Below are 13,562 nucleotides of genomic sequence, written 5' to 3' on the forward strand. Positions count from 1 at the left end.
TAACCTCCTACTTAGAAACTGTATCATCAGAAGCTTGATCTACAGAACTTGTTGCACTTTGTTCAGAAGTTGTTTCTTCAGACTTAGTAGCTTCTTCGGCCAACTTCTTCTTTTCTTGTTCTTCAGCTAAACGTGAAAGAGTATCAATGTTGAGATGTTCACTTGAATCTTCATCCATATCACGCAATTCAATTTCCTTGTGATCCATATCAAGAACACGGATATCAAGACCTAATGATTGCAATTCTTTCACTAAAACTCGGAATGATTCAGGTACACCTGGTTTAGGAATTCGTTCACCCTTAACAATTGCTTCATATGCCTTCACACGACCAACAACGTCATCTGACTTGTAAGTCAAGATTTCTTGTAAAGTATATGCGGCACCATAAGCTTCAAGGGCCCAAACTTCCATTTCCCCGAATCTCTGTCCACCAAATTGTGCCTTACCACCAAGTGGTTGTTGAGTAACGAGTGAGTATGGCCCAATTGAACGAGCGTGGATCTTATCATCAACCATGTGAGCAAGTTTCAAGTAGTTCATTACCCCAACAGATACACGGTTGTGGAATGGTTCACCGGTTCTACCATCATAAATGACAGTCTTACCATCTTTACTCATACCAGCTTCACGTAAAGTATTGTAAACTTCGTCTTCGTCAGCACCGTCAAATACTGGAGTAGCAACATGAATACCTAATTGCCGAGCAGCCATACCAAGGTGTAATTCAAGAACCTGTCCAATATTCATACGAGAAGGCACACCCATTGGGTTTAAGCAGATATCTACTGGACGACCATCTGGTAAGAATGGCATATCTTCTTCTGGAACAACAACAGCAATAGTACCTTTGTTACCGTGACGACCAGCCATCTTATCCCCAACTTGAATCTTTCTCTTTTGGCAAATGTAAACTCTTACCATAGTGTTAACACCTGGTGAAAGTTCATCTCCACCTTCACGAGTAAATACTTCAACGTTTTGGACAATACCGCCACCACCATGTGGTACACGTAATGAAGTATCACGAACTTCACGAGCTTTTTCACCAAAGATAGCATGAAGTAATCTTTCTTCAGCTGATAATTCAGTAACACCCTTTGGAGTTACCTTACCAACTAAAATATCGCCATCTTTAACTTCTGCCCCAATTCTAACGATACCTTGTTCATCTAAATCTTTAAGGGCATCTTCCCCAACATTAGGAATTTCACGAGTAATTTCTTCAGGTCCTAACTTAGTATCACGAGCTTCTGATTCGTAATCTTCAATGTGGATAGAAGTATATACGTCATCTTTAACCATTCTTTCACTAATCATGATGGCATCTTCATAGTTGTACATATTCCAAGTCATGAATGCGATAAGTGGATTTTGACCTAAAGCTAATTCACCTTCGGCCATAGATGGACCGTTAGCAATTACTTCGCCTTCAACAATCTTTTCGCCTTTCTTAACGTTAGGTGTTTGATTGTAGTTCTTATTAGCGTTTGAACGACGGTATTTTTCAAGTTCATACTTGTCTAAAGTACCATCTTCGCGACGAATTCTAATTTGATCAGCATCAACATATTCAACTACACCTGCAGCTTCAGCAACTAAAGCATCTCCTGAGTCGTGAGCAGCACGATATTCCATACCAGTACCAACTAAAGCAGCATGTGGGTTGATCAATGGAACAGCTTGTCTTTGGTGGTTAGCCCCCATCAAAGCACGGTTAGAGTCGTCGTTTTCAAGGAAAGGAATACATGCAGAAGTTACAGAAACTACTTGTTTAGGAATAACGTCCATGTAGTCAATCTTATCTGGAGTAACTTCGACATTATCATCTTTATGACGAGCTAAGATAAGATTTTCTTTAAATGAGCCATCTTCATTAAGTGGAGTGTTGGCACCAGCAATAATGTAGTTATCTTCTACATCAGCTGTTAAATAGTCAATCTTATCTGTAACTTTATGAGTTTCCCAAGAAACACGACGATATGGTGTTTCAATGAAACCATACTTGTTAATAATTGCATATGTTGCCATTGAGTTAATCAACCCAATGTTAGGACCTTCTGGTGTTTCAATCGGACATAAACGACCATAGTGAGTATAGTGCACGTCACGAACTTCATAACCAGCACGGTCTCTTGACAAACCACCAGGTCCTAAAGCAGACATTCTTCTCTTGTGAGTCAATTCACCTAATGGGTTGTTTTGATCCATAAACTGTGAAAGTTGTGATGAACCAAAGAATTCCTTCACACTAGCCACAATTGGACGAATGTTAATCAATTGTTGTGGAGTAACTGTATCAGGATCTTGAATTGACATTCTTTCCCGTACAACACGTTCCATCCGTGCTAAACCAATTCTAAATTGGTTTTGCAATAATTCACCAACACGACGAATACGTCTGTTACCTAAGTGGTCAATGTCATCAGTAGAACCAATTTCATCTTGTAAAACGAAGAAATAGTTAATAGAAGCCAAAATATCTGCTGGAGTAATGCATTTTACATCAGCATCAATGTGACCATTTGAAATTAACTTAACTTCTCTTTCAGGGTTAACCTTTGAAAAGACCTTAATTTCTTGAACAGTAATTGGATCTTGCATTACACCTTCATCAGATGGAGTGTATGTAACCATCTTAAAGTCGTCACGATCAAGATACTTTTCAAGAGTTTCCATTACAGCATGTGTAACAATAGTTCCCTTCTTGGCAATAATTTCACCAGTATCTGGGTCTGCTAAAGTTTCAGCTAGAGTTTGATTAAGTAAGCGGCTCTTTAAAGAAAGTTTCTTGTTAATCTTGTAACGACCAACTGGAGCCAAATCATACCGACGTGAATCAAAGAAACGAGCAAACAAAAGTGAACGAGATGAATCGGTCGTCTTAGGTTCACCTGGACGAAGTCGTTCATAAATTTCTTTCAAAGCTTCAGCAACTCGACTATCAGCAGGATTATTATGTACATCCTTTTCTAAAGTGAATTGTAAAGTATCATTTGTCCCGTAAATATCTTGAATTTCACTGTCTGAGCCAAAACCAAGTGCTCTAATTAAAACTGAAATAGGTAATTTTCTAGTACGGTCAATACGTACGTATGAAATATTCTTGGCATCAGTTTCATATTCTAACCATGCACCACGGTTAGGGATAACAGTAGCACCAAAAATTTGGCGTGCATTCTTATCAACATCACAGTTATAGTAAACACCTGGTGATCTAACAAGTTGGGAAACAATAACTCTTTCCGCACCATTGATAACAAATGAACCTGATCTAGTCATCAATGGTAAATCACCAAAGAATACGTCTTGTGTCTTAATTTCGCCAGTTTCGTGGTTAGTAAGCTTTAAAGTAACACGAAGTGGAGCAGCATAATTTGCATCGTGATTACGTGCTTCATCAATAGTGCTTTTAGCATCTTGAAGCTTGTAACCAACAAAGTCTAAAGATAACTTACCTGAGAAATCATTAATAGGCATAATATCTTCAAATACTTCGCTAATACCTTCATTTAAAAACCACTTATATGATTCGGTTTGTACATCAGTCAAATTAGGTAATTTAACTACTTCTTTAATGTGAGAAAAACTACGTCTTGTCCGGTGTTGACCGTAATTCACTAAATGTCCGTCCAAGGAAAACATCCTTTCTTTTGCAAAAGAAACCAAATATTACATTTGTGTTACAAATTCAAAAACTGGTATTTTTGAGCATAAAAAAACAAAAACAACACGTTTTGTCGTTTTTGTTCTTATCAGCTTACTGGACAATAGATCAGCAAGCTACTGAATATCAGCCTTTTTGAAAATCAAAACGATTATAACAAAAAATTGGTGCTTTTGTCAATAGCAAAACCTTGATCTTACTTACTTAATACAGCTTTTTTAGTTTCTGAAACAGTAAATTTTAGCTGACCTTTGGCAGCTCCAATTTTTAATGTTTGTCCAGATACAAGTTCAGAACTAATGAGCATATCTGACAACTTATCTTCTACTAAGTTTTGAATTGCGCGTCTTAAAGGACGTGCTCCATTTTCAGGATCAAAGCCTGCTTTTGCAATAACATCAAGTGCTGCAGGTGAAAACTTAATAGTAATTTGCTTTTTAGCCAAACGAGCAACCACTTTTTGAGTTAACAAAGTAACAATCTTCCGTAAATCACTACTTTGTAATTGATCAAAGACAATAGTTGCATCAATTCGGTTTAAAAATTCTGGCCTAAAGAAATCCTTAGTTGCCGCTTGTACCTTAGAAATACGTTCTTTTTCTTGGCTCACTTCGCTTGTAGTAAAACCTACAGTCTTATCACTAACTAATGAACGTGAACCTAAATTAGAAGTCATAATAATTACAGTATTTCTAAAGTCCACTTTTCTCCCCTTAGAATCTGTCAAAAAGCCATCATCTAACACTTGCAATAACAAATTAAAGACATCTGGGTGGGCCTTTTCAACTTCATCTAATAAAACCACGGAATACGGATGACGCCGAACTTGTTCACTTAATTGTCCGCCTTCTTCATATCCCACATAGCCTGGAGCTGAGCCAATCAACTTACTTGAGGCAATTGTATCCATATACTCTGACATATCAACTCTAACTAAGTTGTTTTCACTGCCAAACACTGCTGAAGCAACTGCCTTAGCTAACTCAGTTTTTCCAACACCAGTAGGACCTAAAAACAGGAATGAGCCTATTGGTCGATTCTCATCCTTTATCCCACTTCGACTACGCTTAATTGCTTTAGCAACAGCTTGAACAGCCTTGTTTTGTCCAATTACTCGCTTATGTAAGGTTGCTTCTAAGTTAATTAACTTCCTAGTATCATCTTTCTTCATCTGAGTTGCTGGAACGCCAGTCCATTCTGATACAACACGAGCAATATCTTCTTCGTTAACAACAGCTTTTCGATAAGCACTTTCTTTCAACTTATTTAATAAAGCTTGTTTTTGTTTTTCTAGCTTATCTTCATCAGCTTGTAAATTAGCTGCTTGAACAAAGTTTTGTTTTTCAACTTCTGCTCTCTTTTGCTTAGCAACTTTATTGAGTTGATTATCAAGACTTTGCAATTCTTTGTTAGAACCAACTGCATTATTAATTTTTACAGTAGCACTAGCTTCATCTACTAAGTCAATTGCCTTATCTGGTAAAAAGCGATTACTCAAATATCTAGTAGATAAATCTACCGCTGCTTTTAAAGCAGCTTCAGTAATTTGTACGTGGTGGAAGCCTTCATATTTTGGCTTTAAGCCTTCCAAAATATGCAAAGTATCTTCTTTTGAGGGTTCAGTAATTCTTACTTGTTGAAAACGTCTAGCAAGAGCCTGGTCTTTTTCAATATATTTTTGATATTCATCAAAAGTTGTTGCACCAATCATTTGAATATCACCACGAGCAAGCGATGGCTTTAAAATATTTGAAGCATCAATTGCTCCTTCTGCACCACCAGCACCAATCAAAGTATGCATTTCGTCAACAAACAAAATAACCTTTCCATCGGTGCGAATCTCTTTCAAGATTTTTTTCATTCGGTCTTCAAATTCGCCCCGATACTTAGTACCCGCTACTAAACTCCCAATATCTAGAGCCATAACTCGTTTATCAAGTAAATCTTCGGGAACTTCTTTTTTAACAATGCAGCTAGCAATAGCCTGAGCTACAGCTGTTTTACCAACACCTGGTTCCCCAACTAAAACGGGATTATTTTTAGTACGGCGTGAAAGAATCTGAATAACTCTCTTAGTTTCTAAATCACGGCCAATAACAGGATCAATTTCTCCTTCACGAGCTTGCTTATTCAAATTAATTGATACACTGTCCAAAGTTGGGGTCTTAGAATTACCCTTTCCCTTGTTTTGATTTAAGCCCAAATTATCAAAGAAATCATCACTTTCTTGACTTAAATCACCACTATCTTCTGATAAATCATCCAGAATATCTTGGCGCAAGTGATCTAAATCAACATTCAAGTTTTTCAAAATCATAGCCGCTAAAACTTGTTCTGTAGAAATTAATCCCAATAAGATATGCAAAGTTTTAACTTCCTTTGTCCCACCATCTTGAGCGGCTCTTTTAGCATAATTTAGTGTCATGTTTAAGCGCGGTGACATCTCCATATATGAAGATTTAGATGCGGAGCCATATCCTGTATAGCGTTCAATTTCACGGCGAACGTCACCACTAGTCACATTCCATTGTCGTAAAATCTTCCCTGCATCCCCACTTGATTCAATTACCAAGGCAAGTAAAACATGTTCTGTACCAATCATTCTGTGTTGAAAATTTTGTGCTTGTTCTTTTGCAATTGCTAAAACTTGATTAGCACTACTACTGTAAGAATATTCCATTATTAACCCGCCTTTCAAAAATCAACTAAAATATTGTACTTTTTCTTAATTCTAATGTAAATCAAATTACTTAATAAACAAAATTTTCTGTTTAAATTTATTGATTCTTTCTCTTATTTAATTCTTCTTCAATCATCTTATATTGAGCAAGGCAGTTTTCATAAGTTTGTTTAGAGTTAGCCAAATTGCGACGAGCAATCTTTTGCTGAGTCTTTAAGTCAGAATTAGAATAGCGTCCTAGTCTTGCTTGCATAACCTCAGTAGCTTCATAAGTTCTAGCAACTGATTCATAAGTTCTCCGACCCATTGCAGATAAAAGAACAGTAACCTTATTTCTAGTATCTGGACGAGTTAAGTGATCAATAAAATCTACTAAAGGATCACTTACATGCTCATTCCACCAAGTAATTAATGGCCCAGTAAAGAAAGCAACAATAATAGTCGCAAAACCAACTGGTCCACCCATAATTAAAGCGCCCACCATAAACAGAACGTCTTGGATAATTCTAGTTATCTTATATGAAGAGTTTAATCGCTTCGAAAAAATTGGTGCAATTGCATCATAAGGAGCAACTCCTAATTTCGGTCCCATATAAAGAGAAGAGCCAAGCGTAAAAAGAAGTAAACCAATAACAGTATCAGCTACAATTACTAAAAAAGTGATTTTTTCGGGGAAAAGCTGCTCATATACTTGCGTAAAGAACTGGATTTCAAATCCCACTAAAATCATATTAACAAAAGTTCCAATTCCAATTTTTTTGCGATCAAGCCACAAAATCAGTAAAAAGATTACAAAGTTAACTGCTAGCTGATAAACTCCTAAGCCTAGCCCAAGCTTGTTAGAAATCCCTGTATTGATCGCAGTAAATGGATCAAGTCCTACCTTACCACCACGAAGGAAAGTGGCACCAATTGATAAAACTGTCACGCCCACAATCGACATCAAAGTTTTCAGGACGATATTTCCGAAATTAAGTTTCTTTTTCAAAAAAAGACCCCCTTTGTTTTAATAATTATATCAAAAGAAGTCTAAAAAAATAATTAATATACTTTTTGAGTAAAATAAAAAGGATTCACTATTGTGAATCCTTTTCTCGTAGAGCGGAAGACGGGATTCGAACCCGCGACCCCCACCATGGCAAGGTGATGTTCTACCACTGAACTACTTCCGCATAACAGAAAGTATTATATCAAAAAATTATTAATCTGCAAAGACTTTTTTGAATAATTATCGGGAAAACCGGATTTGAACCTGCGACCTCTACGTCCCGAACGTAGCGCTCTACCAAGCTGAGCTATTTCCCGAAGCTAACAAAAAAGGATTCACTGCTGTGAATCCTCATCTCGTGGAGCGGAAGACGGGATTCGAACCCGCGACCCCCACCATGGCAAGGTGATGTTCTACCACTGAACTACTTCCGCATGTCATTTAGCACATTTATTAATATACCATAGCGGAATTTTTTTGCAAGCACTTTTTTAATTATTTTCACCTTAGCCTATTAACATTCCCAAAATTCTCAATACACCAAACAATAAAGGAATTGAAATCTTTTGGCTCATACTATTACTTTTAGAAAATCCGATACTTACTGCTACTCCCCAGACAATAACTTCTCCCAATAAGCTTAACAAAGAAAAGCTCATATTCTGCCAACTAATTAAAGGCAAGTGAACTAACAACAAACTACCAAAATATTTAATAAAACGACTAGCAAAAGCTCGCCATAATCTAATTAAACTAAGCTCCCTAACCCAGAGAAAAGTAGCTATCTCTTCAAATTCACTAACTGCACTTAAAGCCATAACCACATCAAAAAAGTAAAGTGTAGCTCCTAGGGAAAACAATTTGAGAGTTTTAGTTGTTATTGCAAAATTAACCAACCATAATTGTGAACCCACTAATTCCTTAAAGTAAACACGTGCTAATCCTAAAATAAGAATTGTAACAAGAGTATAGCTCCATACTTTAACACTCTTAGACACTTGCTAGTTCTCCATTCTTTAATAGTAACTCTCTGTCATACTTCAACCCTGGAATTTCATCATGACTAGCAATAATTACAGCGCGCTTTTCTTGTTTCAGCTCATCCAAGAGTTTAACAAATGTTGCGACACCCTCTTTATCAATTCCTCTAGTAGGCTCATCAAGTAAAACAATATTTTGGTTTTCCATTATAGCTTGAATAATGCCCAACTTTTGGCGCATCCCAATTGAATATTTGCTTACAGCTTGAAGGTCATTAGGATCTAAATCAAATTTTTCCATTAATTTCATAGCTACTTGTTCATCATAATTATGATTTAAATTACCTAAAAACTTTAAATTCTCTAATCCACTTTCATATTCTAGAAAACCCGGATTTTCAATTAATGCCCCAACATAATCATTTTCAGTTAACTCTACTTGGCCAGCATCAGCTTTCAAAATATTAGTTATAATTTTAAAAATCGTTGATTTACCAGAGCCATTTTTTCCAATAATATGAACTCTTTCTCCAGGATTTAGTTCTAAGCTGACATCTTTTAATACTTGTTTTTTACCAAATTGCTTGCTGATATTATCAATCTTTAACATTTTTCGACCTTTCTATAAAAAGATATGACAAATTCCTAAATAAATATAGTGGGTAGCACGATAAAGGGGATCGAATATTTTACTATATTTTGGAAGGATTAATGTAAATTCAAAACATAAGTGATATGACCAAGTAATAGCTATTACTAAAGTAATAATGATATAAGGAAATGGTAGCCTATAAGCTAATAGTAAGCTCAACATCAAAAAGAGCATTAATAACATATGAGCAAGAAGTATCCACAGCCCAAATTTAAAGTCTCCCATTTTAAAGAAATTATGACTCTTAAATAAATAGTAACTTCCTAAAAAAGGAATCCAAAAAAGTAACCATTCCAACACTATTAAGCCAGCTAACTTGGAAATAACCTTTTTTGTTTGCTTTCTTACAGCAATTGCATTGCTTACTTTTCTAGCAATCAACACTTGAAAAAACACTAATACATAAAGCAGACTTTGCAAATAAATAGATAGTCCGTGCTGAAAACTTACTGCAAATATGATGTCATACTTTGGTTTCATACCAGCAATCAAAAGCCAATATGCAAAGAAACTTAGTGCCAAAACACCAATTAAAGAGTATCTGATATATTTTTTTGTTTTTGTTGGCATTATTTACCTCGCAATTGTTTTTTCTGCCAAGTCATCATTAAAATCCACGCTATTAAAGCAAATAATATCGCACTAATTATCCAGATAATCATAATTCCACCTGGTGCTTTTTGACCAGCAAAACTAATCATTCCTGGTGCAATTAAAGTACTAATCTCAGTTACATTAGCCACAGCATACAAGAAATAATTCATCATTCCATACAAAGTCGGTAAAAGAAGCAAAATCAAGCCTAATACTGCCCCTGAAACTATGAAGAGCGGATTTTTCTTAATATAAAGTCCACAAGCAAAAATAAATACCGAAAAAATCCCCCAACCGATTGAAGAAGTAACCATATATGCTAGCAGCTGAATTAAACTATTTTTTGAAAAGGTATTAAAAAATTGTCCCAAATAAAAACTATTATTGGTAAAGGCAATAGGTGCATAATTCCAATTAATTAAGATGATTTCAAAAATCTCACTCAAGAGGGAGAATGACATACCTAAAAGAAAAGTTTGCCAGCTTGCCTTTCTCAGAAATTTAGCATAGCCACTTCGCTGCAAAACATTAGTAATTCCATTATTATTCTTAATAAAAATTGGAGCAAATGAGCCAACTATCGGGAAGATTAATAAGGCTAATATGAGTGAGAAACTAGAATAAACTCCAAATGGTTGAACCTCGTTAAACATATAGATAAAACTATTAGCATCTACAGTCGTTCTTGGTCTTAGTTCTGAATTGATAGCTGATAAAACAAGATAAGTAATGAATACTAAATATCCAAGTAAAGCTATGATGATTATTTTATTTGTTCTCTTAGAGAGCATATTTTATCCTTTCAAAATGCAAAAAAGATTCTAATAAGAATCCCTTTTACATTAAATATTATTTTCTATCTGCACTAAAATGTGTTTTTACTGTGCTTAAATTGGGCTCATAGGGTTGAGATCTAACATCAGCATAGTAGTAATAACCTTTTAGTCCTGAATTATTATGTGCATATGTAGTTTGATCTTTCTTCAAATTTACCCAATCAGATCGCCCAGCACCATTCGCATTAATTAATCTAACATTATAGCCAAAAAAAGCTGGCAATGAATCCCCATTAAAGGACGCAACATTATCAGAGGATTGTTTCAAGTTTGCGTTTCCAAATGAACTCCATGCTCCACTAGCTCCAACTGTTTCTTGAGTAATAGTCCAATAGCCGGAAGCACTTGCTAAAGCAGTTCCTGTTAATCCAGTAACTAATCCCATTGCAACAACCATAGATGTAACATTATTCTTTTTAAACAATTTCATTATTTTCCTCCTCAGAAATATATAATTATCAACAAAAAGGGCCCTAATAATATACAAAATGAAAATTTTAATTATTAAACTTTCCGCTGTATTTTTTATTGATACAAAAATTTTACTAAATTTTTTCAACTAAGCTTTTTTAACTTCAATATATTGAAATCGTCATATAAAAAAATCCTCTGTGTGTTTGATATACTATACGGTAGAAGAATTTAAATTTATAATTTTAAAAAAGTAACATGCTTTTTCTGAAAGGGATATCATTATGTACGGAAAAACATATAAAAAAATACGAATCAAACAGAAAATTCTTCAAAAAGATGCAGCAAGAGATATCGTTTCAGTTGCTTCTTTATCACATTGGGAAAACGGAAAAGGGGATATTCCTTTTGCAAAATTTATTGAATTATTAAAAAGAATTCACTTAACTCCAGAAGAATTTTTTAAATTAGCTAACATTTCTAAGCCCTCTCCTATTCTAAAAAAAATGCGTAAATTATATTTAGCTCGTGATGTTACAGGTCTTAAGACCTTATGCACCCAACAAATAAAACGCTATGAACAAAAAAGAACGGTTTCTAATTTATACTTAATGGCAATCGTTTGTAATTATTATCACCTTATTAGCAATGAAAATTTACTTTTACCCAAGTATCAGCTAAAAATTATCAGCTTCTTATCTGATACACCTGAATGGACACAAAAACATATTAGTATTTTCGAAAATTGCACTTCTTTATTATCTAACAAAAAAAATTACGCTCTTTCTAAATTGCTTTTAAATAAATGGTCACGTATTGAACCCTGGGGGAAAATGAATGAAAGTGGCTCATCTTTATACAATATTGCTTTTCAAGCTTTATTAAATTCGCTAACTATCCTAATACTCAGAAAAAGCTATACATTAGCTCGAAAATTACTCAATCAAATTAATCAAATAAAAGTAAACAACGATTTTTTGCATATTGAATTAAAAAGAACGTTTTTAGCTAATTTACTCATTTATTCACAAAAAAAAGATTTTAACGCTTGGAACAACTTGAAAAAATCAGTTGAATTTGCAGATTTTTTAAATCAAAAAGATATACATTCAGAATTTATAAATCTAATTCAACAAGTTAACAAAAACAGTAAACTTCAATAAATACGTGATTAAAATTTGCGTAAAAAAATGACTAGCCCAATGCTAGTCATTTTTATTATCTTTACTTATCTAAATCAATGTCTTTTTCTTCGTCATGAATTCTTTCAGGACGCATAGTTGGGAAGAGCAATACATCACGAATAGCTGGTGCATCAGTCAAAAGCATTACCAAACGGTCAATACCAATTCCCAACCCACCTGTAGGTGGCATACCGTATTCAAGCGCACGTACGAAGTCTTCATCAATAACATCGGCTTCATCGTTACCTGCATCACGTTCTGCCATTTGAGCTTCAAAACGTTCTCTTTGATCAATTGGGTCGTTCAATTCACTGAAAGCATTACCATATTCCATACCCATAATGAAAATTTCAAAACGATCAGTAAATCTAGGATCATCTGCATTCTTCTTAGCAAGTGGTGAGATTTCAACTGGGTGACCATATACGAAGGTTGGGTTAACAATTGACTTTTCACCGAATTCTTCAAAGAAGGCGTTGATAATGTGGCCCACCTTCCAGAATGGTTCAACGTGAATGCCGTGTTCTTCAGCAACCTTCTTAGCTTCATCAAGAGTCATTGGCTTCCAGAAGTCAACACCTGTTTGTTCCTTGATTAAGTCAACCATGTGAACCCGTCTAAATGGCTTACCTAAGTCAATTTCAGTACCTTGGTAGTTTACCTTACCATCATCAGTTACCACTTTAGCAGCAGCCTTAATAATACCTTCTGCTTCATCCATCACATCGTGGAAGTCCCAGTAGGCACAGTAAGTTTCAAGTTCAGTAAATTCAGGGTTGTGACGAGTGTCAACACCTTCGTTACGGAATACCCGACCAATTTCGTAAACTCGTTCCATACCACCAACAATCAAACGCTTAAGTGGTAATTCCAAGGCAATTCTAAGGTATAAATCAATATCCAAAGCATTGTGGTGGGTAATAAATGGACGAGCTTCTGCACCACCTGGAATATTGTGAAGTACTGGTGTTTCAACTTCCAAGAAGTCTCTATTATTCAAGTAATCTCTGATGGCTTGAATAATCTTAGTTCTGTGAACAAAACGCATGTATGAATCATGGTTAGTCATCAAGTCAAGGTAACGTTGACGGTAAATTTGTTCAACGTTTTGTAAACCGTGGTACTTATCAGGAAGTGGACGAAGTGCCTTTGATAAGAAAGTTACGTGGTGAGCACGAACAGTAAGCTCACCAGTATCGGTCTTCATAACTTCACCTTCAATTCCCAAGAAGTCACCTAAGTCAGACTTTTTGAAAATTTGATAATTTTCTTCACCAACAATATCTTTACGTACGTAAATTTGAATCTTGCCAGTCCGGTCATAAATATCAGCAAATCCAACCTTACCCTTACCACGCTTGGCCATCATACGACCAGCAATTTTGGTTTGAGGCATATCTGCATTTAATTCATCTTTATCTTCGCCCTTGTACTTTTCATCTAAAGTACGAGCTAAATCTGTTCTTTCATATTTTCTACCAAATGGTTCAAGACCGCTTTCGCGTAATTCTTCAAGTTTTTCGCGACGAACGATTAATTGGTCATTTAGTTCATTCTTTGCCAATTTAT

At 35.3% G+C, this 13,562-nt stretch carries 10 protein-coding genes and 3 tRNA genes; 1 reads left to right on the forward strand and 12 read right to left on the reverse strand.

The window, feature by feature from the left end; genetic code table 11:
- Positions 1 to 7: 7 nt before the first annotated feature.
- The 11 genes from rpoB to ACNDLV_RS04755 all read right to left on the reverse strand — a co-directional run bounded on the left by rpoB (position 8) and on the right by ACNDLV_RS04755 (position 10,828).
- A complete protein-coding gene (gene rpoB, locus ACNDLV_RS04705; RefSeq protein WP_006587649.1) occupies positions 8 to 3,646 on the reverse strand; it encodes a DNA-directed RNA polymerase subunit beta in 3,639 nt (1,212 codons plus the stop codon).
- A 218-nt stretch (positions 3,647 to 3,864) separates the two neighbouring features.
- On the reverse strand, positions 3,865 to 6,348 hold the full coding sequence (locus ACNDLV_RS04710) for an ATP-dependent Clp protease ATP-binding subunit (RefSeq protein WP_006585865.1): 2,484 nt from the start codon (positions 6,346 to 6,348) through the stop codon (positions 3,865 to 3,867).
- 97 nt (positions 6,349 to 6,445) lie between these two features.
- The gene (locus ACNDLV_RS04715; protein WP_006587648.1) at positions 6,446 to 7,336 is read right to left on the reverse strand and encodes a YczE/YyaS/YitT family protein; all 891 of its coding nucleotides are present in this window, start codon (positions 7,334 to 7,336) and stop codon (positions 6,446 to 6,448) included.
- Between the two features lie 112 nt (positions 7,337 to 7,448).
- A tRNA-Gly gene (locus ACNDLV_RS04720) sits at positions 7,449 to 7,520 on the reverse strand.
- Positions 7,521 to 7,579: 59 nt separating this feature from the next.
- A tRNA-Pro gene (locus tag ACNDLV_RS04725) sits at positions 7,580 to 7,653 on the reverse strand.
- 42 nt (positions 7,654 to 7,695) lie between these two features.
- A tRNA-Gly gene (locus tag ACNDLV_RS04730) sits at positions 7,696 to 7,770 on the reverse strand.
- 72 nt (positions 7,771 to 7,842) lie between these two features.
- Complete coding sequence (locus ACNDLV_RS04735; RefSeq protein ID WP_006585868.1) at positions 7,843 to 8,334, reverse strand: hypothetical protein; 492 nt, start codon at positions 8,332 to 8,334, stop codon at positions 7,843 to 7,845.
- On the reverse strand, positions 8,327 to 8,926 hold the full coding sequence (locus ACNDLV_RS04740; RefSeq protein ID WP_006585869.1) for an ABC transporter ATP-binding protein: 600 nt from the start codon (positions 8,924 to 8,926) through the stop codon (positions 8,327 to 8,329). The genes ACNDLV_RS04735 and ACNDLV_RS04740 overlap by 8 nt, the downstream gene beginning before the upstream one ends.
- Before the next feature lie 12 nt (positions 8,927 to 8,938).
- A complete protein-coding gene (locus ACNDLV_RS04745; RefSeq protein WP_006585870.1) occupies positions 8,939 to 9,538 on the reverse strand; it encodes a hypothetical protein in 600 nt (199 codons plus the stop codon).
- Positions 9,538 to 10,353, reverse strand: coding sequence for a hypothetical protein (locus tag ACNDLV_RS04750; RefSeq protein WP_006585871.1), 816 nt, complete (start codon positions 10,351 to 10,353; stop codon positions 9,538 to 9,540). The genes ACNDLV_RS04745 and ACNDLV_RS04750 overlap by 1 nt, the downstream gene beginning before the upstream one ends.
- A gap of 58 nt (positions 10,354 to 10,411) precedes the next feature.
- Positions 10,412 to 10,828 carry a hypothetical protein gene (locus ACNDLV_RS04755; RefSeq protein ID WP_498882935.1) on the reverse strand — a complete coding sequence of 139 codons (417 nt, stop codon included), beginning with the start codon at positions 10,826 to 10,828 and terminating at the stop codon, positions 10,412 to 10,414.
- 265 nt (positions 10,829 to 11,093) lie between these two features.
- On the opposite strand from ACNDLV_RS04755, the gene ACNDLV_RS04760 reads away from it, so the two are divergent.
- Positions 11,094 to 11,972 carry an Rgg/GadR/MutR family transcriptional regulator gene (locus tag ACNDLV_RS04760; protein ID WP_006585873.1) on the forward strand — a complete coding sequence of 293 codons (879 nt, stop codon included), beginning with the start codon at positions 11,094 to 11,096 and terminating at the stop codon, positions 11,970 to 11,972.
- A 61-nt stretch (positions 11,973 to 12,033) separates the two neighbouring features.
- Here the strand turns inward: ACNDLV_RS04760 and lysS are convergent, their stop codons facing one another.
- Positions 12,034 to 13,557: a lysine--tRNA ligase gene (gene lysS, locus ACNDLV_RS04765; protein WP_022091075.1), complete on the reverse strand. Its 1,524-nt coding sequence runs from the start codon at positions 13,555 to 13,557 to the stop codon at positions 12,034 to 12,036.
- Between the last annotated feature and the right edge of the window lie 5 nt (positions 13,558 to 13,562).

Source organism: Lactobacillus fornicalis, from assembly GCF_055362665.1.

Excerpts from the sequence above, each read along its gene's own strand:
- ACNDLV_RS04760 (WP_006585873.1), top strand. The coding sequence starts at position 11,094 with ATGTACGGAAAAACATATAAAAAAATACGAATCAAACAGAAAATTCTT.
- ACNDLV_RS04750 (WP_006585871.1), bottom strand. The coding sequence starts at position 10,353 with ATGCTCTCTAAGAGAACAAATAAAATAATCATCATAGCTTTACTTGGA.
- ACNDLV_RS04745 (WP_006585870.1), bottom strand. The coding sequence starts at position 9,538 with ATGCCAACAAAAACAAAAAAATATATCAGATACTCTTTAATTGGTGTT.
- rpoB (WP_006587649.1), bottom strand. The coding sequence starts at position 3,646 with ATGTTTTCCTTGGACGGACATTTAGTGAATTACGGTCAACACCGGACA.
- ACNDLV_RS04740 (WP_006585869.1), bottom strand. The coding sequence starts at position 8,926 with ATGTTAAAGATTGATAATATCAGCAAGCAATTTGGTAAAAAACAAGTA.
- ACNDLV_RS04710 (WP_006585865.1), bottom strand. The coding sequence starts at position 6,348 with ATGGAATATTCTTACAGTAGTAGTGCTAATCAAGTTTTAGCAATTGCA.
- ACNDLV_RS04755 (WP_498882935.1), bottom strand. The coding sequence starts at position 10,828 with ATGAAATTGTTTAAAAAGAATAATGTTACATCTATGGTTGTTGCAATG.